Consider the following 19,296-nt stretch of genomic DNA (forward strand, 5'->3'; position numbering starts at 1 on the left):
GCGCCCAATAGGACCACTCTGCGTCGAGTCGGTCCTCAGTCGAGACGCATTTGAGACGCCGTCGCGAACACCCCCATCGCCGTGATCACGATGATCACGATGATCACCACGGCGGTCTGCTGGAACCCGCCGAGCGCCGCGCCCAGCGCCGGTCCGGCGGAGAAGCCCACCGTGCGTACCAGCGTCGTCACGCCTCCGGAGGTGCCCATCAGCTCCGGAGGCGTCCGCTCCAGGACGGCCGCCGCGTCGGTCCGGCGAACAGTCCGTGGCCGATCCCGATCACCGCCAACCGCCACGCCAGGTCCCACGGATCATCACCCGCTTGGAGCAACAGCACGGTACCGATCAAGATCACGGCGGCGCCCACCAGCGCGACCACCCGGTACCCGTACCGTCCGCGATCACGCCACGCGGCCTGGACCGGACCCGCCACCGGCAGGACGGCGGCGTAACGCGCGTGCAGCTCGACCCGTTCACCGGGGAGCAGCCGCCGGTAGACCGCGTCACGGATCAGGGCGTGCCGGAACGCGTAACCGTCATCGTCCACGACCCAGCGTCCACAATGGACCGGATCGGAGCTGTGCCCTGGACCTTGCTCGGCAGATCGTGGGAAATGCGCCTGCCACCGACGGCGGCGGCGCAGTCGGCACTTCCCGGCACCGCCTCACCGCCGACGAGCACCGTCGCGGGCGCGTTGTCGAACGCGCCCGCGAGGTGCCCGATCTCGGCCGACCGCCCGAACAGCTCCGGGCTCACCAGGTGTGCGCTCATAGCGCGCCGGAGACTGGTCGAGCGGTCGCGTCGCGCCCGTCAGCCGCCGCTCGTGCGGCGGAACACGCGCCGTCCCACGAACGTGTTCTGGTGCGGCCGACCGGGGACCTTGTTCACGCTGTCGTTCTTGTTGGCGTGACCGCGGCGGGCGGCGCGGTTGAGCGGGGCGGCCGTCTCTTCCTGCTCCTGCGGCTCCTGCTCGGCGTCGCCCTGCGGAACGTCTTTGTCGGTCATGTGTGCCTCCTGGGGTGTGGCGAAGTCGCTGGTCAGCGACGCCGCATGGCGTACTGGCGCGGGTTGACGGCAGCCCGACCGCCAGCGAAACGCGGGTGCACCGCGCCGGACGAGCGCGCGCCGCGGCGTGCGGCGCGATTGGTCGGCTGACCGTCGTGTGGCGGTTCGTTGCGCATGGTGGGCATGCGATCGCCTCCTCGATGTCGAGGCGTGCAAAGGCTACGACCCGTGGTTCGACAGGGTCGCGGGAACAGCCGCTAAGGCCACCAGGAGAAGGGCGCGGCACGGCCCGAGGCCAGTGCGGCGCTGGAGGAAGAGATCCTCAGAAGTAGATCTGAAAGAACATGGTCATGACGTTAGCGTGCTTCACGCCGAAGCGCCAACTGATTTACGGCGGCCGAGCTGATGGAGTAGAGCGCGGAGCACACGTAGAACGCCCCGTCACCGACCGAGAGTTGGCCGGCTGAGCAACCGCGAGCACCAACCGGGCCGGCTCGCGGTCGGTGTTACTCGCGGATCTCCAGGACCTCGCCGTCGATGACCGTGCCGTCCACGACTGCCGGGGGTTCGTCGCGTTCGGTGAAGAAGCGGGCGGCGAAGGCGCCTACGGCGCGGGTGGTGACGGCGTCGAAGGTGCCGCCGATCACTCCGCCCACCAGCGGGACGCCCTTGGCCAGGGTGACGGTGGCCTTGCTGGTGCCGTACTTGGCCAGCAGGGTGAAGCCGACCCGTTTGTTGATCTCGCGGATGAGCTGCGCCGGGATTCGCTCGATCAGGTTCATGGTGAGCTTGGCGCCCACCTTGATGCCCGCCTTCTTCAGCAGCTCGGTCCCGGCGTTGCCGAGCAGGCACACCAGGATGGCGGTCTGTACCTCGTCGCTCTCCAGGTCGTGCCCATAAACGGCGGCGATGGAGGCGATCAGGTGCGTCTGCACCAGGTAGGCGGCGGTCAGGTTGGCGGGCAGGCTGATCGGCAACGTGATCAGGCCGCCGACGTTCGTGGCGAAACCCTGCACGCCCGCCGCCGCCACGTGCGTCCTGATCAGGTGCTTGATCGCCTCCTCCGGCGGCAGCCCCTTCTCCAGCGCCTCCACGGCCATCTGCTGAGCACCCTTGAACGGCCCGAACCCGTTGATGCCCACCCTCAGGAGGTGGTCAACCGCGTTCTGCTGCACCCTGGTGATCGCACCCGGTTCGTCCACCATGCCCCCGAGGTTACGCGGCGCGCGAGCGGGTAGCCGAGGCCAATGGACATGTCTTCGTTGGGAGAGCTGGTCAGGCAACGCGGCCCGTTCGCGTCGGTCTACCTGGACGCCTCGCACGACACCGAGGACGCGGCCAAGGCCATGGAGCTGCGCTGGCGCGGTGTGCGCCAGGAGTTGGCCCGGCAGGGTGCGGACGAGGCGACGTTGGACGCGATGGAGGGCGCGGCGCTGGAGCCGGTCGTCGGCAAGTCCGGCCGGGCGCTGATCGCGGCGCACGGGCGGCTGCTGCTGGACCGGGTGCTGCCGCGCCCGCCCGCCGTGGAGACGGTGCGCTGGTCGGACCTGCCGCACCTGCTGCCCCTGGCCACCTGGACGGAACCCACCGTGCCGCACGTGGTCGTGCTGGTCGACCGGGCGGGCGCGGACCTGCACGGATACGACGGGCGGGGTGAACGGGCCACCGAGGTGCACGGTGAGGAGCACCCGTTGCACAAGATCGGTGGTGGCGGCTGGGCGCACAAACGGCTGCAGAACACCGTCGAGGAGACCGCCAGGCGCAACGCGATGCGCGTCGCCGAGGAGGCCGACCGGCTGGTCAGCGAGGTGGACGCCCGGCTGCTGATCCTGGGCGGCGAGGTGCAGGCCCGCGCGGACGTGCGGGAGCAGCTCAGCCTGCGGTGCCGGGACGTGCTGATCGAGGTGGAGGGCGCGACCCTCGCCGAGGGCGGGGACGACGCCGCGTTCGACCACGCCGTGCAGTCGCTCGTCGCCCAGTACCAGTTCGACCTGGACAACGACGTGGTGGAGGAGTTCACCGCCCAGTCCGGCCGCCCGGACGGCCTGGCCGTGCAGGGCCTGGCGCCCGTGGTGGAGGCGCTGCGCGAGGCGAAGGTGGCCGCACTGCTGGTGTCCGACCCGGCGGTGGGCGACCGCACGGTGTGGTCCGGCGACGACCCGGCCCAGGTCGCGCTGCGCGAGAACGACCTGCGCGGCCTGGGCGTCGAGCACGTGGGCGAGCACCGCGCCGACGAGGCACTGGGCACCGCCGCCGCCGCGACCGGGGCACAGGTGGTCGTCGTCGACGTCACCGACCTGCGTGAGGGCGTGGGCGCGCTACTGCGCTACTAGCACCCCGTGTTCGAGGTAGAGGGTTACGCCGCGCTCCCGTGCTCCGAGCGCGGCGGACACCCACCTGGTCAGACGGCGGCCGCGATGACGTCCTCGGCCGGTTTCTTCTCCAGCTCGATCACCTTCTTGTCGCGCCGGTTGCGCTTCTCCAGGTACGTCGCCAGCCAGGTCAGCAGCAGGCACATGGCGATGTAGATCGCGCCCACCACGATCGTGACGGGCACCAGCGGCCGACCGAACTCGAAGGCCCGGCCGATCCGCTGCGCCTCGTTCAGCAGCTCCTCGTAGGTGATGAGGAAGCCGAGCGCCGAGTCCTTCAACAGCACCACGAGCTGGCTGATGATCGCGGGCAGCATCGCGCGCACGGCCTGCGGCAGCAGCACGAGCCTCATGACCTGGCTCTTGCGCATACCCACCGCGTACGCGGCTTCGCTCTGCCCGCGCGGCAGGGAGAGCACGCCGGCGCGGAACACCTCGGCGAGCACCGAGCCGTTGTAGAGGGTCAGGGCGACCACCACGGAGTAGACCGGCGCGCCGAGCGACAGGCCGTAGTGGAACATGAAGATCATCACGACCAGCGGGATCGCGCGGAACAGCTCGACGATCAGCATCGACGGCACGCGGATGATCTTGTGGTCGGAGAGCTGGCCCGCCGCGAAGATCGCGCCGAACAGCAGTGCGAACAGCGCTCCGAAGGCGAACGCGCGCAGCGTGTTGCCCAACGCGCTGAGCAACTGGAGCTGGACGAACTCGTACTGGGGCCACGACCACTTCTCCGCGGAGAACTGCCCGGTCACCCAGAACCGGTACACCACGAAACCGATCACACCGACCACCGCGGCGGTGCCGATGACGGCGTAGAGCCGGTGGCGGATCCGGGCCCGGGGCCCGGGGACGTCGAACAGGACCGCGCTCATCGGGCGATGCTCCACCGCTTCTCGAGGCTGCGTTGCAGCAGGGTCATGGGAGTCACGAGCACCACGAAGAACAACGCGATCCAGAGCAGGCCGATGAGCTGACTCTCGCCCCGATCGGACAGGTTGAGGCTGATGGAGCCCGCCTGGAACACCGAGAAGCCCGCCGCGATGGTGGTGTTCTTCAGCAGCGCGATCATGGTGCTCATCATCGGCGGCACGACCGCCCGGCCGGCCTGCGGCAGCACCACGGAGGCGAGCATCTGGCCGAACGTCAGGCCCAGCGCGCGGGACGCCTCGGCCTGGCCGACGGGCACGGTGTTGATGCCGGACCGCACGACCTCGCAGACGAACGCGGCCGTGTACAGGATCAGCGCCGCCAGCGCCGCGTTGCGGTAGTAGGCGGCGGCCGAGCCGAAGCTCGCCGGCGTCACGATCTCCAGCAACGGGAACGCGAAGGTGAAGAAGAAGAACACCAGCGTGAGCGGCGTGTTGCGGATGAGCGTCACGTAGGCGGTGCCCGTGGCGCGCAGCATCGGGACCGGCGCGACCCGCAGCATCGCCAGCAGCGTTCCCAACACCAGCGATCCGACCGCGGAGATCAGGAAAAGCTCAACGGTGTTGAGGAACCCTGGCCCGTACAGGTCGAGGTTGTCGAGCAGGACGTCCATCGGCTTCCTCGGCTAGATGTGGTGCGGATGTGGTGCAGGTGTGGTGCGGCCGGTCGCCGGGACGACGACCGGCCGCGGGAAGTGATCAGTAGCGGTCGAGCACCGGCTTCTCGGCCGTGGAGCCCGACTTGCCCAGGGTGGCGTCGTACACCGACTGCCAGTCGCCGCCCTTGATGGCCGCGTCCAGGATGTCGTTGACCTTGTCGCGCAGGGCCTTGTCGTCCTTCGGCAGACCGATGCCGTAAGGCTCGTTCGAGAACGGCTTGCCGACGACCTTGAACTTGCTCGGGTCCTGCGAGGCGTAGCCCTTCAGGATCGCGTCGTCGGTGGTGACGGCGTCGACCGCACCCTGCTCCAGCTGCGTCACGCACTGCGAGTAGTTCTGCAGCTCGACGATGTTCTCCGGCTCGGTCAGACCGTCGGTCTTGACCTTCTGGATCGGCGTCGAACCGGTGACCGAGCAGACCTTCTTGCCCTTGAGCGTGTCCGGGCCGGTGATCGAGTTGTCGTCCTTCTTCACCAGCAGGTCCTGACCGGCGGTGAAGTACGGGCCGGCGAACCCGACCTGGTCCTTGCGCTTGGCGTTGATCGTGTAGGTGCCGACGTAGTAGTCGACGTCACCGTTGATCAGCGCCTGCTCGCGGCCCTGGGACGCGATCGCCTTGTACTCGATCTGGTCGCTGTTGAAACCGAGCTTGGCGGCGACCAGCTTCGCGATCTCGATGTCGAAGCCGGTGAACTTGCCGGTCGTCGGGTCCTTGTAGCCCAGACCCGGCTGGTCCTCCTTGACCCCGACGATGACCTTGCCGCGGCCCTTCATCTTCTCGAACGTCGCGGAGCCGTCGACCGTCACGTTCGACTCCACCTGCTGGGAGGGGGCCGTGCCCGGGTCGGTGGGGCTCCCCTCCTTGCCGCATGCGGTCAGGGCGAGGCCGCCGGCCAGCAGCGCCACCGCAAGGGTGCGAACCCTCATCGTCACTTCTCCTGCTCTTCTTCGGGTAGAGCGGCGCCAGGCTCAGCGCCGCGGTCTGGGGACTTCAGTGGGTCAGGATCTTGCCAAGGAAGTCCTTCGCGCGGTTGGACTTCGGCGCGGAGAAGAAAGCCTCCGGCGTCGAGTCCTCGACGACCTCGCCGTCGGACATGAAGATCACGCGGTCCGCGGCCTTGCGGGCGAAGCCCATCTCGTGGGTCACCACGAGCATGGTCATGCCCTCCTTGGCCAGCGTGGTCATCACGTCCAGCACCTCCTGCACCATCTCGGGGTCCAGTGCGGAGGTCGGCTCGTCGAACAGCATCACCTTGGGCCGCATCGCCAGCGCGCGGGCGATCGCCGCACGCTGCTGCTGCCCACCCGACAACTGGGCGGGGTACTTCTCCGCCTGGTTCGCGATGCCGACCCGCTCCAGCAGCTCCATGGCCGTCTTGCGAGCCTGGGCCGTCGGCGTCTTGCGGACCTTCACCGGCGCGAGCATCACGTTCTCCACGATGCTCTTGTGGGCGAACAGGTTGAACGACTGGAACACCATGCCCACGTCGGCGCGCAGCCGGGCGAGCTCCTTGCCCTCGGCGGGCAGCGGCTGGCCGTCCACCTCGATGACACCGGAGTCGATCGGCTCCAACCGGTTGATCGTGCGGCACAGCGTGGACTTGCCCGAGCCTGACGGGCCGAGCACCACGACGACCTGCCCCTTCGGCACCTCGATCGTGACGTCCTTGAGGACGTGCAGAGGCCCGAAGAACTTGTCCACGCCCGCCATCCGGATCATCGGCGGAGCAGGAGTGGCGGCGGTCATCAGTCCTCCAGTAGGGGTTCCTGAGCGATGGCGGAAACGTAGGTGTGAATCACCACACCAGTCCAGGCGGTTGAGCAAGACTTAGGGTCTCAACTCTGTCACAGGGTGGCGACATTATCGGGAGGCTCCACGGTGCGGGTGCTGTTGGTCGAAGACGACGACCGCGTGGCAGAAGCGCTGGTACCGGCGTTAACGCGGCGCGGTTTCACCGTAGATCGGCAGGCCACCGGTCGGGGGACGCTCGATCGACTGGCCGGAATCGACGTCGTACTGCTCGATCTCGGCCTGCCCGATGTGGACGGTGTCACGCTCTGCCGCCACATCCGTGCGGCGAGTGACGTGGCGATCATCGTGGTCTCGGCCCGCGGCGAGATCGACGACCGGATCCTGGGGCTGCACGCCGGCGCGGACGACTACCTGGTCAAGCCCTACGACGTGGGCGAGCTGGTGGCCCGGGTGCACGCGGTGCGGCGGCGGCGCGGCGATCCGGTGGGCGTCGGCGGCACCGGCACCGAGGTGTTCGAGGTGTCCGACGTGCGGGTCGACCTGGGTCGGCACGAGGTCACCGTGGCCGGTGAACCGGTGGCGTTGTCGCGCAAGGAATTCCAGGTGTTGGCGCTGGTGGTGGCCGCGGGTGGCGCGGTGTGCACCCGGGAGCGCATCCTGGCCGAGGTGTGGGGACGCACCTGGGCGGGGGCCAACCGGACCCTGGACGTGCACGTGGCGACGCTGCGGACCAAGCTCGGGCGTCCATCTTTGTTGGAGACGGTGCGCGGAGTCGGGTACCGGTTGAGCGGGGGCTGAGTGCGGTCGCGGCTGCTGGGCATCATGTTGACGTTGGTGGTGCTCGTGCTGGTCGGCATGGGTGTCCCGCTGGGGCGAGGGGTGGCCCAGACCGAGCAGCAGGAGATGTTCCTGGACCGGCTCACCGACACCACGCGGTTCGCGTCGGTGGCGCAGCGGCCGTTCATCGACGACCAGCCGGAGGTGCTGGCGGCCGAGCTGCACCGCTACCACGAGCTGTACGGCATCCGGGTGGCGCTGCTGGGCCGGGACGGGCAGGTGGTGGCGGCGTCCCCGGGCAACGTGGACGTGTCCTCGCCCGAGGTGTCCGACCTGGTGCGAGGCGCGTTGGCCGGTCGCCAGCCGGTCGCGCCGGAGCTGGTCATGCCGTGGGAGTCGACCGAGCTGGTGCTGGCCGAGCCGGTGCTGGAGGCGGGTGAGGTCCGCGGCGCGGTGGTGACGTTCTCGCCGCCGTCGAAGACCCGGATCGAGGTCCTGCTGTGGTGGTCGGTGCTGCTCGTGTCCAGCCTGCTGGTGCTGGTGCTGGGCGTGTTCGTGGCGTTGCCGCTGGTCCGGTGGACGCTGCGGCCGGTGCACCGGTTGGACGACGCGACCGGGCGGCTGCTGTCGGCGGTGGTGTCCGGGCAGCCGGTGCAGCCGGTCGGCTCGTCCGACGGGCCGCCGGAGCTGCGGCAGCTGTCCCGGTCGTTCGACCAGATGGCGGCCAACGTGAGCGACGTGCTGGCGGCCCAGCGGGCGTTCGTCGCGGACGCCTCGCACCAGCTGCGCAACCCGTTGACCGCGTTGAAACTGCGTCTGTCCAATTTGGAGGACTACGTGGTCGGCGAGGGCGTCGCGCACCAGGTCGCGGCGCTGGACGAGGCCAACCGGCTCAACCGGATCCTGGACGAACTGCTGTCCATGGCACGGGCGGGCGCGGCCTCGGTGGACCCCTTGCCGGTGGACGTGGACCGGGCGGTGGCCGGACGCCTGTCGGCGTGGCAGCCCGCCGCCGCGGCCCGCGAGGTGCACCTGGTGCTGGACGGCGAGCCCGGTGGCATGGCGCTGGTTCCGCCGCGCGGTGTCGAGACCGTGCTGGACGCGCTGCTGGACAACGCGCTGAAGTTCACCTCCGACGGCACGCTGGTGCACGTCGACGTCCGCCGGAGGGACGGCGTGGTGCGGCTGTCGGTGCGCGACGAAGGGCCGGGGTTGGCGCCGGAGGAGCTGGAACGCGCCACCGACCGGTTCTGGCGCAGCCCGGCCCACCAGAACGTGCAGGGCTCCGGGCTGGGACTCGCGCTGGTGCGGCAGATCGTGGAACGGGTGGACGGCTCGATCCGCCTGGAGTCGCCCGAGGCGGGCGGGCTGCAAGTGGTGGTCGAGTTCCCCGGTGTTTGATTGCCGCTGCTCCGCAGACGGCGGGCGAGGTCGCCTGGGAAGACGCGACCTCGCGTACTAGATGCGAGGTCGCGTTCTAGATCTTGACGTCGCGGTAGTAGCGCATGGCGCCGGGGTGCAGCTCGATCGGGGTCGTCTCGATCGCCGACCGGACCTCTATGGATCTGGCCACCGGGCTCGCCGCGACCAGCTCCGACTGCGCCTGGAACAGGCCTCTGAGCAGGGCTTCCGCCACGTCGTCCGACATCGTGTCGTTGACCAGCAGGAAGTTGCGCACGACCAGCGTGACGACCGGGCCGCCGTCGAGCTGGTAGGCCGACGCGGGCAGCGTCGCCGAGCCGTACACCGGGTACTGCTGGCGCAGCTTCGGCAGCACGTCGCTCAGGTCCAGCATCCGCACCTTCACCGTCGTGGCCAGGGTGGTGACGGGGCCCGTCGGCACGCCACCGGACCAGAAGAACGCGTCCAACGCCCCGTCGCGCATCGCGTCCGCGCTGGTCTGCAGGTCCATGTACTGGACCTTGAGGTCGCTGTCCAACGAGATGTCCGCCGACTCCAACAGCCGCTCGGCGATCAACTTCACCCCCGAGTTGCTCGCGCCCACGCTCACCCGCCGGCCCTTCAAGTCGGACAGTTTGGTCACCGGCAGGTCGTCCCGCACCACTACCTGGAGGTAGTCGTCGTGCATCCGGGCCAAGGCGAGCAGTTTGTGGCCTGTGCTCTCCTTCTGCGCCCGCTCCGCCGCGTCCGCCGCCGAGAACCCCACCTGCGCCTGGTTGGCCCGCAGCCGGCCCAGGTTGTCCACCGAACCGGCAGTGTTCGCAACCTGCGGTCGGGGAATGCCGGGGTCCCGGCTCCACGCGTCCGCCAGCGCCATGCTCAACTCGTGGTAGACACCGCCCGGGCTGCCGGCCGCCATGGTCAGCTTCACCTGGTCGAAGTCGTCACCGCACGCGCTCAACGACAGGGTGGCCAGGGCCAAGGCGGCCCCGACCGCGTGCAACCGCAGCAGCGTTCCCGACACCTGCGCATCGTCGCACGTCCACGCTCTACGCTGGACCCGACGGAAGGACTAGGTTGCAGTGACGCGCAGTTACCAGATCCGCACGTTCGGCTGCCAGATGAACGTGCACGACTCCGAGCGCCTGGCCGGCATGCTGGAGGACGCGGGCTACACGCCCGCCGAAGGCGACGTCGCGCCGGACGTGGTGGTGTTCAACACCTGCGCGGTGCGGGAGAACGCCGACAACAAGCTCTACGGCACGCTCGGTCACCTCGCGCCCGCCAAGTCCGCGAACCCCGACATGCAGATCGCCGTCGGCGGCTGCCTGGCGCAGAAGGACCAGGCCGCGATCGTCAAGCGCGCGCCGTGGGTGGACGTGGTCTTCGGCACGCACAACATCGGCTCGCTGCCGGTGCTGCTGGAACGCGCCCGGCACAACCGCGAGGCGCAGGTCGAGATCCTGGACTCGCTGGAGACCTTCCCCTCGACACTGCCAGCGCGCCGCGACTCGGCCTACTCGGGCTGGGTGTCGGTGTCCGTCGGCTGCAACAACACCTGCACCTTCTGCATCGTCCCGTCGCTGCGCGGCAAGGAGAAGGACCGCCGCCCCGGCGAGGTGCTGGCCGAGGTGCAGGCGCTGGTGGACGAGGGCGTGCTGGAGGTGACGCTGCTGGGGCAGAACGTCAACTCCTACGGCGTCGAGTTCGGCGACCGGTTCGCGTTCGGCAAGCTGCTGCGCGCCGCCGGCGGGATCGAGGGCCTGGAGCGGATCCGGTTCACCTCGCCGCACCCGAAGGACTTCACCGACGACGTGATCGCCGCGATGGCCGAGACGCCCGCCGTGTGCCACCAGCTGCACATGCCGTTGCAGTCGGGCTCGGACCGCGTGCTCAAGGAGATGCGCCGCTCGTACCGGACCGCGAAGTACCTGTCCATCCTGGACAACGTGCGCGCGGCCATGCCGGACGCGGCCATCACCACCGACATCATCGTCGGCTTCCCCGGTGAGACCGAGGCGGATTTCCAGGCCACTTTGGACGTCGTCCGCGAGGCCCGGTTCTCCTCCGCGTTCACGTTCCAGTACTCCAAGCGCCCCGGCACGCCCGCCGCCGACCTGCCCGACCAGCTGCCCAAGCAGGTCGTGCAGGAGCGGTACGACCGGCTGGTCACGCTGGTCAACGAGGTGGCGCACGAGCTGAACCTGGAGCAGGTCGGCCGCAGGGTCGAGCTGCTGGTGGCCTCCGGCGAGGGCCGCAAGGACGCCGAGACGCACCGGATGACCGGCCGCGCCCGTGACGGCCGCCTGGTGCACTTCACGCCCGGTGACGCGCACGTGCGGCCCGGTGACGTGGTGGAGACCGTGGTGACCTACGGCGCGCCGCACAACCTGATCGCGGACGGCCCGCTGCTGTCGCACCGCCGGACCAAGGCGGGTGACCGGTCCGAGGCCGGGATCAAGCCGAAGACGCCCGGTGTGACGCTGGGCCTGCCGTCGTTCGGCAAGCCCGCGCCCCTGCCCGCGGCCGTCGGTGGGTGCGCAGTCGGATGACCTCCGAAGAACCGGACGACCTGGCCGGGTTGCGCGCGGAGATCAACGGGGTGGGCCGCTCGGCGGCCAAGCGCTTCGACCCCGGCGCGGGAGCGTTGACGATCGCCGTGGCGGCGCTGGCGATCCTGGTGTCGCTGATCCTGCCGTGGGTGGACGGCATGCCGGGGCTGAGCGTGCTGTTCGGCGAGGCGGACGCGTTGCCGAAGGTGTTCTCCTACGCCGCGGTGGTCGTGGGCGTGCTGTTGCCCGCGTTGACGCTGGCCGTGCGCCGGTGGGCGTTGGCGTGGGTGTGCGCGCTGGCGTCGTTCGCCACGTCGGTGGCGGGCGTGCTGTCGATCTGGACCACGCAGACCACCACCGGTCACCACCCCGGTCCCGGTCCGGGCGCGGGTCTGGTGCTGGCCGTGGTGGCGGTGGTCGTGCTGCTGGTGAAGTGGCTGCGGCTGGCCGCGTCCCGGCCGCCCATGCAGTGACCTGGCGATGTCCGACCGGACGGCGTTCGACAACACCTCGTTCGACAACGCGGAGCTGCGCACCGAGCGGCTGACGCTGCGGCGGCCCGCCGCCCACGACGTGATCGCGGTGCACGCCATCCACAGCGACCCGGCGGCCTACGAGCACAACCCGTCGGACGCGCTGCGCACCCACGACGAGGCCGCCCACCTGCTGCGACGGTGGATGGCGCACTGGCACGACTTCGACTTCGGCTACTGGGTGGTCCGCCCGCTCGACTCCCAGCGGCCGGTCGGGTTCTGCGGCGTGAAGTTCACCGAGATGGACGACCGGCGCGCGCTCAACCTGTTCTACCGGTTCAGCACGGCGAGCTGGGGCCAGGGCGTCGCCACCGAGGCGGCCCGCGCGGTCGTCCGGTGGGCCCGCGAGCACCTGCCCGAATACCCGGTCGTCGCCAGGGTCCGGCCCGCCAACACCGCCTCGCAGCGAGTCGCGCTCAAAGCGGGTCTGACCCGCGCCGAACACCTGGACCGACCCGGCGAGGACGGCCCCGACCTGCTGTTCACCGCGGGCTGGGCCCCCTCACCACCGGTGAAGGGGCCCCTCGCCCACTAACGGCTCGCGACCGCCTGCTCGGCGGCGGCCAGCCACTCGCGCCACTGCTTGGCCTGGGCCTCGGCCTGCTCGGCGCGGCGCTTGTCGCCCGCCGTGCGGGCCTTGGCGGCCTGCGCCTCGAACTGCTCCACCCGCTCGCGGAACTGGGCCACGCGGGCCTCGGCCTCCGGGTCGGAACGACGCCACTGGGCGTCCACCGCGCCGCGGACCCGCTCCTCGATGGTGCGGAGCTTGCCCTCCAGCTCGCGGACCCGCTCGCGCGGCACCTTGCCGATCGCGTCCCAGCGCTCCTGGATCTTGTAGAGCTGGTTGCGAGCGGCTTCCAGGTCCAGCGACGGGTCGATCCGGTCGGCCTCGGCGAGCAGTTCCTCCTTCAGCTTCGCGTTGGTCGCGAACTCCGCGTCACGCTCGTTGAACGCCTCGGAGCGCTTGGCGAAGAACGCGTCCTGGGCCGCGCGGAACCGCTGCCACAACGCGTCGTCGGCCTCCTTGGGCGCCCGCCCGGCGGCCTTCCACTCGACCATCAGGTCCTTGTACCGGCCCGCCGTGGCGCCCCAGTCGTCGGACTCGATGAGCTTCTCGGCCTCCTCGACCAGCTCCTGCTTGCGGGTCTTGGCCACGCTGCGCTGCCGGTCGAGGTCCGCGAAGTGCGAGCCGCGCCGGCGGTTGAACGCGTCGCGCGCCTTGGAGAACCGCCGCCACAGCTGCTCGTCGGTCTTGCGGTCGACACCCCGGATGGTCTTCCACTCGTCCAGGATCTGCCGCAGCCGGTCGCCGGCCGCCTTCCACTGCGTCGACTCGTTGGCCAACGCCTCGGCTTCCTCGACCAGCTCCTGCTTGCGGGCGCCGGCCGCGGCCCGGGCCTCGTCCTTGGCGGCCTTGGCGGCCTCCAGGCCCTCCTCCGCCTTGACCAGCACGTACTCGACGCGCGCGGCCAGGGCGGCGAGGTCGCCGACGACCGCCGCGTCGGCCAGGCTCTCCTGCACGTGCTTCGCGCTGGTCAGCGCGTGCTTGGGGTCGCCCGCACCGGAGGACAGCCGCGTCACCAGCAGCTCGACCTCGGTGCGGATGTCGTCGAACCGGCGCGCGAAGTGCGCCAGGCCCTCGGCGGGCTCGCCCGCCTGCCAGGAACCGACGACCCGCTCGCCCTCGGCCGTCTTGACGTAGACGGTGCCGTCCGCGTCCACGCGCCCCCAGCGGTCAGGGTGGTCCGACGCCACGGGGACCGGCGGTGGCGCCGTGACCGGCGTGACCGGCGTGGCCTCCACCGGCGTAGCTTCCACCCGGGTCTGTTCGACCACCGCCCCCGCACCACTGTCGCCAGTGGTTCCCGGTGTCGTCTCGTGCTCCGTCATCGCCGGCTTCCTCCTCGCCTGCCCACTTCGTGGTGCCCGTGCCGACCACGGGCGCCCCGCCTACGACGGGGCCCAGCACCCGGGTACCGCGACGCTCCCGAGAGTGCCCAGTACCTCGCGCGCATTCAAACAGGTCAAGGCTCGCATCGGTACCGGTGGTGGCCGATGAGTAGCGTGGACTGCCATGATCTCGCGCCTGGTGGTCGTGCCGCACCCTCCGCTGCTGGTGCCGGAACTGGTGGCCGGAGCGGTGTCGGAGACCGAACCGGTGCGCTCGGCGTGCCTGGCCGCGGCACGGGAACTGGCCGCGCACGCGTCGGACTGGGTGGCGGTGGGCGTGGATCCGTCCGGGCCGCGGGTGGTCGAGGACGTGGCCGGCACGTTCCGCGGTTTCGGGGCGGACGTCCCGGTGTCGCTGTCGGACGACGCGTCCTCTGTGGATGACGACCTGCCGCTGTCGGTGCTGGTCGCGGCGTGGCTGCGGGAACGGGCGGGCGCACGGAGCGTGCGCGTGCACCTCGTGCCGCCGGATCTGCCCACTGCCGAGTGCGTCGCGCTGGGTGAGCGGCTGGCTGGTTCGCGCGCGCTGCTGGTGCTGGGCGACGGGTCGCACCGGCACGGGGAGCAGGCCGTGGGACGCCCGGACGAGCGGGCCGAGCCGTTCGACGAGGACGTGCGCACGGCGCTGGCCACGGCGGACACGGGCGCGTTGCGGGCGATCGACCCGGCGCTGGCCGCCGAGCTGGGCGCGTCCGGGCGGGCCGCGTGGCAGGTGGCGGCGGGTGTGCCGGGCGCGTGGCGGTGCACCCGGTCGGCGTTCCTGGCGCCGTTCGGCGTCGGCTACCACCTCGCGGTGTGGGACAGCGCGATCTGAAGGGCTCGGGCACGTCTGAGAGGCTTGGACGCGTGAGCACCCCTCTCGCAGTCGTCGGCCCCACCGCCACCGGGAAGTCCGATCTGGCCGTCCGGCTGGCCGCCGAACTGGGCGGTGAGGTGGTCAACGCCGACGCGATGCAGCTCTACCGGGGCATGGACATCGGCACGGCCAAGATCACCGAGGCCGAGCGGCAGGGCGTGCCGCACCACCTGCTCGACGTGCTGGACGTGACCGAGACCGCGTCCGTGGCCGCCTACCAGCGTGAGGCACGGGCCGTGGTGGAGCGGCTGCTGGCCGACGGCCGCACGCCGGTGCTGGTCGGCGGTTCCGGCCTGTACGTGCAGGCCGTGCTGGACGACCTGGTGTTCCCCGGCACCGACGAGAAGATCCGCACCCAGCTGGAGCAGGAGCTGGTGATGTTCGGCGCGGAGACCCTGCACGGCCGGCTGGCGCAGCTCGATCCGGCCGCGGCGCTGGCGATCCTGCCCAGCAACGGCCGCCGGGTGGTGCGCGCGCTGGAGGTCATCGAGCTGACCGGGCAGCCGTTCTCGGCCACGCTGCCCAAGCCCGGACCCGCCCGCTACGGCACGGTGGTGATCGGGCTGGACCGCGAGGTGTCCGAGCTGGACGAGCGGGTCGACGCGCGGGTGGCGCGGATGTTCGAGTCGGGCCTGGTGGACGAGGTCCGGGCGTTGGAGGCCCGCGGTCTGCGTGACGGCCGCACGGCGTCCCGCGCGCTGGGCTACCAGCAGGTGCTGGCCGCGTTCGACGGCGAGTACTCGCTGGAGGAGGCGGTGACGACGACCGCGCAGGCCACCCGGCGGTTCGTCCGCAAGCAGCGGTCCTGGTTCCGCCGCGACCAGCGGGTCACCTGGTTCGACGCGGGTGACCCGGGGCTGGCCGAGGACGTGCTCAAGCTCGTCGCACCGTAGCCTGGTGCGCGTGGGAGTCGAGTTTCTGAAGGGCCACGGCACCGAGAACGATTTCGTGGTGCTGCCCGATCCGGACGGCGTGCTGGACCTGACCGAGTCGCGGGTGCGCGCGCTGTGCGACCGGCAGCGCGGCCTGGGGGCGGACGGCGTGCTGCGGGTCGTGCGGCCCGATTTCGTGCCTGATGCCGCCTCGGCGGAGAAGAGCACCTCGGGCGGGCCCTGGTTCATGGACTACCGCAACGCCGACGGCTCGATCGCCGAGATGTGCGGCAACGGGGTGCGGGTGTTCGTCCGGTACCTGGTGGAGGCCGGGTTGATGCCCGCCGGCGAGTTCACCATCGGCACGCGTGCCGGTGAGCGGCACGTTGTCGCGCACCCGGACGGCACGGTGACGGTGGACATGGGGCGCGCCCTGGTCACCGGCACGGGCACGGCCACGGTCGGCGGCAGCGCGTTCGGCGGGGTCGCGGTGGACGTCGGCAACCCGCACCTGGCGTGCGTGACCGAGACACCGGTGGCCGAACTCGACCTGCACGTGCCGCCCGGCCACGACCCGGTGCTGTTCCCGCACGGCGTGAACGTGGAGTTCGTCAACGTCCTCGGTGACGGCGCCCTTCGGATGCGCGTGCACGAGCGCGGCGTGGGCGAGACCAGGTCGTGCGGCACGGGCACGGTGGCCGCGGTGGCGTCGTGGCTGTACGGGACCGGTCAGCGCACCGGCAAGGCCACTGTGGACGTCCTCGGTGGACAGGTGTCCGTGGTGATCGAGGAGGAGACCTCCACGCTCACCGGCCCGGCCGTCCTCGTCGCCCGCGGCGAGCTGGACCAGGCCTGGTGGGACGCGCTCTAGAGCGTCCGGAGCACGAGGGTCACGCCGTGGTCGAGCCGTTGGGCGAACCCGCCCGGATCCAGGTCGTCGGCGACGGCCCGCAGTGACGGGTAGTCGCCCGGTGCCTCGACCAGCGCGTCGGCCAGCCGGCCGTCACCGGCCTGTTCTTCCAGCACCAGCCCCAGCGTGAGGTGGACGAGGGTCCGCAGGGTCCACGCCACCCGCGGCACCTCGCCCGCGATCAGGGCCGCCGCCAACGCTTCGCTGAACCGCAACGTGCCGGGCTCGGCCATGTGGGTGCCGACCACGGCACTCGCGCCGTCCCGGTGCGCCAGCAACGCCCGGCGCAGCCGCCTGGGCAGTTCGGCCGCCCGTTCCCGCCAGTCCTCTGGCAGGCCGGCCAGGTCCACCTCGCCGACGATGGCGTCCGCCATCAGCTCCCGCAGCCTGGCCTTGCTCTTCACGTGCCAGAGCACGGTGTTCATCCGCACGCCCAGCCTTGTGGCGACGGCACGCGTGGACACCGCGTCCAGCCCTTCCTCGTCGAGCAGGTCGAGGGCGGCGCGCACGACGGTGTCGCGGTCGAGCCGGGTGGGGCTGGGCCGACCGCCTCGCGTCTTGGTCACTGACCTATTTTAGAGGCTGATCGACCGCAGTGACCTGGGCCACATCACGCATCGACCGCAGCGGTGACAGGACCACCCAGAGCACGGACAGGATCATCCCCACCGACGCGACCCACAACGTGTTCCGCACGCCGATCCACTCGGCCAGCGCACCGCCCGCCAACGCGCCCACCGGCATCGCGCCCCAGGCCAGGAACCGGACGCTGGCGTTCATCCGGCCCTGCAGCCGGTCCGGGCACAGCGCCTGCCGCAGGCTGACCTGGGCCACGTTGTAGACCACGACCCCCATGGACGTGATCAGCGTGCCGACCGCGAACAAGGAGAGCCGCCAGTCCGGTTCGGCCAGCGGGATCAACACCCACGCCGGCTGCGTGACCAGCATCGACAACCAGATCAGCCGCACCTGCCCGATCCGGGCCAACCGGGCGGTGAGCAGGCCCACCAGCGCGCCGCCCGCGCTGCCCAGGCCCAGCAGCACGGCCGCGGCCGTCGGCGACAACGCGAGGTCGTGCAGCAGGAACAGCAGGTTGACCGCGACCCATATGCCGTTGGCCAGGTTGAACGACGTCGTGCACAGCACCGTGGGCCGCAGGAGCGGATGCCCGAACACGAACCTCAAGCCCTCGGCCATCTCCGCCCGGAGCGCACGTTCGCGCGGCTCCACCGGCTGCTCGACCAGGCGTATGCCGCGCAGCAGCAGCGCCGAGGCCAGGTACGAGATGCTGATCGCGAGGACGGCGTTCGCGTTGCCCAGGAACTGCACCATCGGCCCGCTCAGCGGCCGTCCGGACAGCCGTGCGACCTGCTGCGTCGACACCAGCCTGCTGTTGGCCTGCGACAACTCGCCGCGCAGCACCAGAGCGGGCAGGTACGCCTGGCTCGCCACCTCGAAGAACACCGTCAGCACACCTGCGGCCAGCGCGGCGAGCAGCAGGTGGAGATAGGTGAGGCCGCCCAGCCACGCGGCGACCGGGACGGTGGCGAACAGCAGCGCGCGCCCGGTCGTGGTCCACATCAGCAGGGGCCGCTTGCGCAGCCGGTCGATGTAGACGCCCGCGGGTAAGCCGATGAGCAGGAAGGCGGCCATCCCGGCGGCGGCCAACAGGCCGACCTGGAACTCCGAGGCGTCCAGCGCCTCGATCGCCACCACCGGCAGCACGAACGACGACACCGCCGTGCCGAACTGGTTGATCGCGTCGCTGCCCCAGAACAGCCGGAAGTCACGCGGTGACGGCATCACTGCTCCTCAGCGGCGACAGCAGGGCGACCACGACGAGGTGGACCAGCGTGAGCACGCCCAACCACCAGGCCACCGGGATGGACAGCATCAACGCCGCGCGGGCGAAGTCGGCCACGAGCATCACCGGACGGCGGCTCAACCGGTCCACCCACACCCCGACAGGCAGCCCGATCAGCAGGAACGCGGCCGTCGCGGCCGCCGACAGCACACCCATCTCGAACGGCGTCGCGGCCAGCGCGCCCGCCGCGAGCAGCGGCAACACGGTGCGGCCGATCGACGAGCCGAACTGGCTGATGGTGTCGCCTGCCCATAACAGGCGGAAGTCGCGATGGGACCAGAGAGTCACAGTCGAAGTGTCGCGGGAGTGATTGGAAACTGTCAATCACTTGTTCTGGCGGGACCTATGCTGGGCAGGGTGGAGAGACGTCCGGCAACCGACGCCGAAGCCGCCGCCCTGGCCTCGGCCGTGCGGCTGCGCATCATCCGGCTCACCTACGGCCGCGCGATGACCAACAAGGAGATCGCCGAACGGCTCGGCAAGGACCCCGCCACCACGCTGCACCACGTGCGCAAACTCGTCGCCACGGGCTTCCTGGAGGCCCAGCCCGCCCGGACCGGCAACCGGGGCGCGCGGGAGATCCCGTACAAGTCGACGGGCCTGTCGTGGCAGCTCACGAAGGAGCGCAGTCCGTACGCGACCGAGACCGGCGAGGCCATGCTCCAGGCGTTCCTCGGCGAGGTCGCGGACGTCGGGCCGGCCGCCGTGGACCAGATCCGGTTGGTGGTCAGGGTCGACCGCGCGGAACTAAAGCGGCGCCTCCGTTCGTTGTTCGATGAGCTGGCAGCCGAGCCGGCCCACCCCGACGGGGAACGCGTGGCGATCTACCTGGCGCTCTACCCGGGAGATTAACCACTCG

Annotated in this window: 23 protein-coding genes and 1 pseudogene; 10 read left to right on the forward strand and 14 right to left on the reverse strand. The window is 70.7% G+C overall.

Annotated features, from left to right (window positions below; translation table 11 throughout):
• Positions 1–35 precede the first annotated feature (35 nt).
• From ALI22I_RS51055 to ALI22I_RS22265, 5 genes are all read right to left on the reverse strand, one after another.
• Positions 36–191 carry a hypothetical protein gene (locus ALI22I_RS51055; RefSeq protein WP_179118309.1) on the reverse strand — a complete coding sequence of 52 codons (156 nt, stop codon included), beginning with the start codon at positions 189–191 and terminating at the stop codon, positions 36–38.
• Positions 192–208: 17 nt separating this feature from the next.
• Positions 209–547: a hypothetical protein gene (locus ALI22I_RS22250; protein ID WP_077007467.1), complete on the reverse strand. Its 339-nt coding sequence runs from the start codon at positions 545–547 to the stop codon at positions 209–211.
• On the reverse strand, positions 511–771 hold the full coding sequence (locus ALI22I_RS22255) for a hypothetical protein (RefSeq protein ID WP_077007468.1): 261 nt from the start codon (positions 769–771) through the stop codon (positions 511–513). The genes ALI22I_RS22250 and ALI22I_RS22255 overlap by 37 nt, the downstream gene beginning before the upstream one ends.
• A 39-nt stretch (positions 772–810) precedes the next feature.
• On the reverse strand, positions 811–1,005 hold the full coding sequence (locus ALI22I_RS22260) for a hypothetical protein (protein WP_077007469.1): 195 nt from the start codon (positions 1,003–1,005) through the stop codon (positions 811–813).
• 506 nt (positions 1,006–1,511) lie between these two features.
• Complete coding sequence (locus ALI22I_RS22265; RefSeq protein WP_077007470.1) at positions 1,512–2,210, reverse strand: EcsC family protein; 699 nt, start codon at positions 2,208–2,210, stop codon at positions 1,512–1,514.
• Between the two features lie 48 nt (positions 2,211–2,258).
• On the opposite strand from ALI22I_RS22265, the gene ALI22I_RS22270 reads away from it, so the two are divergent.
• On the forward strand, positions 2,259–3,338 hold the full coding sequence (locus ALI22I_RS22270; RefSeq protein ID WP_143532359.1) for an Rv2629 family ribosome hibernation factor: 1,080 nt from the start codon (positions 2,259–2,261) through the stop codon (positions 3,336–3,338).
• 68 nt (positions 3,339–3,406) lie between these two features.
• Here ALI22I_RS22270 and ALI22I_RS22275 read toward each other — a convergent pair whose 3' ends face one another.
• The 4 genes from ALI22I_RS22275 to ALI22I_RS22290 all read right to left on the reverse strand — a co-directional run bounded on the left by ALI22I_RS22275 (position 3,407) and on the right by ALI22I_RS22290 (position 6,689).
• Positions 3,407–4,255, reverse strand: a complete 849-nt coding sequence (locus ALI22I_RS22275; protein ID WP_077007472.1) for an amino acid ABC transporter permease — start codon at positions 4,253–4,255, stop codon at positions 3,407–3,409.
• Positions 4,252–4,923, reverse strand: coding sequence for an amino acid ABC transporter permease (locus tag ALI22I_RS22280; protein WP_077007473.1), 672 nt, complete (start codon positions 4,921–4,923; stop codon positions 4,252–4,254). Before ALI22I_RS22280 ends, ALI22I_RS22275 begins: the two co-directional genes overlap by 4 nt.
• An 85-nt stretch (positions 4,924–5,008) precedes the next feature.
• Entirely contained in the window at positions 5,009–5,896 is an 888-nt protein-coding gene (locus tag ALI22I_RS22285; protein WP_077007474.1) for a glutamate ABC transporter substrate-binding protein, read from the reverse strand.
• A gap of 64 nt (positions 5,897–5,960) precedes the next feature.
• Positions 5,961–6,689: an amino acid ABC transporter ATP-binding protein gene (locus ALI22I_RS22290; protein ID WP_179118323.1), complete on the reverse strand. Its 729-nt coding sequence runs from the start codon at positions 6,687–6,689 to the stop codon at positions 5,961–5,963.
• 159 nt (positions 6,690–6,848) lie between these two features.
• On the opposite strand from ALI22I_RS22290, the gene ALI22I_RS22295 reads away from it, so the two are divergent.
• Together ALI22I_RS22295 and ALI22I_RS22300 are read left to right on the forward strand one after the other, a co-directional pair.
• A complete protein-coding gene (locus ALI22I_RS22295; RefSeq protein ID WP_077007476.1) occupies positions 6,849–7,520 on the forward strand; it encodes a response regulator transcription factor in 672 nt (223 codons plus the stop codon).
• On the forward strand, positions 7,521–8,900 hold the full coding sequence (locus ALI22I_RS22300) for a HAMP domain-containing sensor histidine kinase (protein WP_077007477.1): 1,380 nt from the start codon (positions 7,521–7,523) through the stop codon (positions 8,898–8,900).
• 76 nt (positions 8,901–8,976) lie between these two features.
• On the opposite strand, the gene ALI22I_RS22305 is transcribed toward ALI22I_RS22300, so the two are convergent.
• Entirely contained in the window at positions 8,977–9,924 is a 948-nt protein-coding gene (locus ALI22I_RS22305) for a TAXI family TRAP transporter solute-binding subunit (RefSeq protein ID WP_238598506.1), read from the reverse strand.
• Between the two features lie 58 nt (positions 9,925–9,982).
• On the opposite strand from ALI22I_RS22305, the gene miaB reads away from it, so the two are divergent.
• From miaB to ALI22I_RS22320, 3 genes are read left to right on the forward strand one after another with little or no spacing between them, the layout of a single operon-like run.
• Positions 9,983–11,452, forward strand: coding sequence for a tRNA (N6-isopentenyl adenosine(37)-C2)-methylthiotransferase MiaB (miaB, locus tag ALI22I_RS22310; RefSeq protein WP_077007478.1), 1,470 nt, complete (start codon positions 9,983–9,985; stop codon positions 11,450–11,452).
• Complete coding sequence (locus ALI22I_RS22315; protein WP_077007479.1) at positions 11,449–11,925, forward strand: Rv2732c family membrane protein; 477 nt, start codon at positions 11,449–11,451, stop codon at positions 11,923–11,925. Before miaB ends, ALI22I_RS22315 begins: the two co-directional genes overlap by 4 nt.
• Before the next feature lie 7 nt (positions 11,926–11,932).
• Positions 11,933–12,520, forward strand: coding sequence for a GNAT family N-acetyltransferase (locus ALI22I_RS22320; protein WP_077007480.1), 588 nt, complete (start codon positions 11,933–11,935; stop codon positions 12,518–12,520).
• Here ALI22I_RS22320 and ALI22I_RS22325 read toward each other — a convergent pair.
• Positions 12,517–13,875 carry a DUF349 domain-containing protein gene (locus ALI22I_RS22325; protein WP_143532360.1) on the reverse strand — a complete coding sequence of 453 codons (1,359 nt, stop codon included), beginning with the start codon at positions 13,873–13,875 and terminating at the stop codon, positions 12,517–12,519. The genes ALI22I_RS22320 and ALI22I_RS22325 overlap by 4 nt on opposite strands.
• 184 nt (positions 13,876–14,059) lie before the next feature.
• On the opposite strand from ALI22I_RS22325, the gene ALI22I_RS22330 reads away from it, so the two are divergent.
• Genes ALI22I_RS22330 through dapF form a run of 3 tightly spaced genes read left to right on the forward strand, consistent with a single transcriptional unit; the run spans position 14,060 to position 16,534 of the window.
• Complete coding sequence (locus ALI22I_RS22330) at positions 14,060–14,749, forward strand: class III extradiol dioxygenase subunit B-like domain-containing protein (protein ID WP_077007481.1); 690 nt, start codon at positions 14,060–14,062, stop codon at positions 14,747–14,749.
• 32 nt (positions 14,750–14,781) lie between these two features.
• A complete protein-coding gene (gene miaA, locus ALI22I_RS22335) occupies positions 14,782–15,684 on the forward strand; it encodes a tRNA (adenosine(37)-N6)-dimethylallyltransferase MiaA (protein WP_077007482.1) in 903 nt (300 codons plus the stop codon).
• Between the two features lie 10 nt (positions 15,685–15,694).
• Positions 15,695–16,534 carry a diaminopimelate epimerase gene (gene dapF, locus ALI22I_RS22340; RefSeq protein WP_077007668.1) on the forward strand — a complete coding sequence of 280 codons (840 nt, stop codon included), beginning with the start codon at positions 15,695–15,697 and terminating at the stop codon, positions 16,532–16,534.
• On the opposite strand, the gene ALI22I_RS22345 is transcribed toward dapF, so the two are convergent.
• The 3 genes and pseudogenes from ALI22I_RS22345 to ALI22I_RS22355 form a co-directional block, all read right to left on the reverse strand.
• Positions 16,531–17,139: a TetR/AcrR family transcriptional regulator C-terminal domain-containing protein gene (locus ALI22I_RS22345; RefSeq protein ID WP_077007483.1), complete on the reverse strand. Its 609-nt coding sequence runs from the start codon at positions 17,137–17,139 to the stop codon at positions 16,531–16,533. The two genes, dapF and ALI22I_RS22345, sit on opposite strands and share 4 nt — an antisense overlap.
• Positions 17,140–17,143: 4 nt before the next feature.
• Positions 17,144–18,376: an MFS transporter gene (locus ALI22I_RS22350; RefSeq protein ID WP_077007484.1), complete on the reverse strand. Its 1,233-nt coding sequence runs from the start codon at positions 18,374–18,376 to the stop codon at positions 17,144–17,146.
• Positions 18,377–18,395: 19 nt separating this feature from the next.
• Positions 18,396–18,725 (reverse strand): annotated as a pseudogene (locus ALI22I_RS22355) (MFS transporter); the annotation flags it as partial.
• A gap of 57 nt (positions 18,726–18,782) precedes the next feature.
• Here ALI22I_RS22355 and ALI22I_RS22360 point away from each other — a divergent pair.
• Positions 18,783–19,289: an ArsR/SmtB family transcription factor gene (locus ALI22I_RS22360; RefSeq protein ID WP_077007486.1), complete on the forward strand. Its 507-nt coding sequence runs from the start codon at positions 18,783–18,785 to the stop codon at positions 19,287–19,289.
• Positions 19,290–19,296: the final 7 nt, after the last annotated feature.

Source organism: Saccharothrix sp. ALI-22-I, assembly GCF_001984175.1.
In the GTDB taxonomy this organism is placed as follows: Bacteria; Actinomycetota; Actinomycetes; order Mycobacteriales; family Pseudonocardiaceae; genus Actinosynnema.

Bases quoted from the DNA above. Each gene is read 5' to 3' on its own strand.
- ALI22I_RS22255 (WP_077007468.1), bottom strand. From the start codon at position 771: ATGAGCGCACACCTGGTGAGCCCGGAGCTGTTCGGGCGGTCGGCCGAG.
- ALI22I_RS22260 (WP_077007469.1), bottom strand. From the start codon at position 1,005: ATGACCGACAAAGACGTTCCGCAGGGCGACGCCGAGCAGGAGCCGCAG.
- ALI22I_RS22265 (WP_077007470.1), bottom strand. From the start codon at position 2,210: ATGGTGGACGAACCGGGTGCGATCACCAGGGTGCAGCAGAACGCGGTT.
- ALI22I_RS22270 (WP_143532359.1), top strand. From the start codon at position 2,259: ATGTCTTCGTTGGGAGAGCTGGTCAGGCAACGCGGCCCGTTCGCGTCG.
- ALI22I_RS22275 (WP_077007472.1), bottom strand. From the start codon at position 4,255: ATGAGCGCGGTCCTGTTCGACGTCCCCGGGCCCCGGGCCCGGATCCGC.
- ALI22I_RS22280 (WP_077007473.1), bottom strand. From the start codon at position 4,923: ATGGACGTCCTGCTCGACAACCTCGACCTGTACGGGCCAGGGTTCCTC.
- ALI22I_RS22285 (WP_077007474.1), bottom strand. From the start codon at position 5,896: ATGAGGGTTCGCACCCTTGCGGTGGCGCTGCTGGCCGGCGGCCTCGCC.
- ALI22I_RS22290 (WP_179118323.1), bottom strand. From the start codon at position 6,689: ATGATCCGGATGGCGGGCGTGGACAAGTTCTTCGGGCCTCTGCACGTC.
- ALI22I_RS22315 (WP_077007479.1), top strand. From the start codon at position 11,449: ATGACCTCCGAAGAACCGGACGACCTGGCCGGGTTGCGCGCGGAGATC.
- ALI22I_RS22320 (WP_077007480.1), top strand. From the start codon at position 11,933: ATGTCCGACCGGACGGCGTTCGACAACACCTCGTTCGACAACGCGGAG.
- ALI22I_RS22325 (WP_143532360.1), bottom strand. From the start codon at position 13,875: ATGACGGAGCACGAGACGACACCGGGAACCACTGGCGACAGTGGTGCG.
- ALI22I_RS22330 (WP_077007481.1), top strand. From the start codon at position 14,060: ATGATCTCGCGCCTGGTGGTCGTGCCGCACCCTCCGCTGCTGGTGCCG.
- ALI22I_RS22350 (WP_077007484.1), bottom strand. From the start codon at position 18,376: ATGCCGTCACCGCGTGACTTCCGGCTGTTCTGGGGCAGCGACGCGATC.
- ALI22I_RS22360 (WP_077007486.1), top strand. From the start codon at position 18,783: ATGCTGGGCAGGGTGGAGAGACGTCCGGCAACCGACGCCGAAGCCGCC.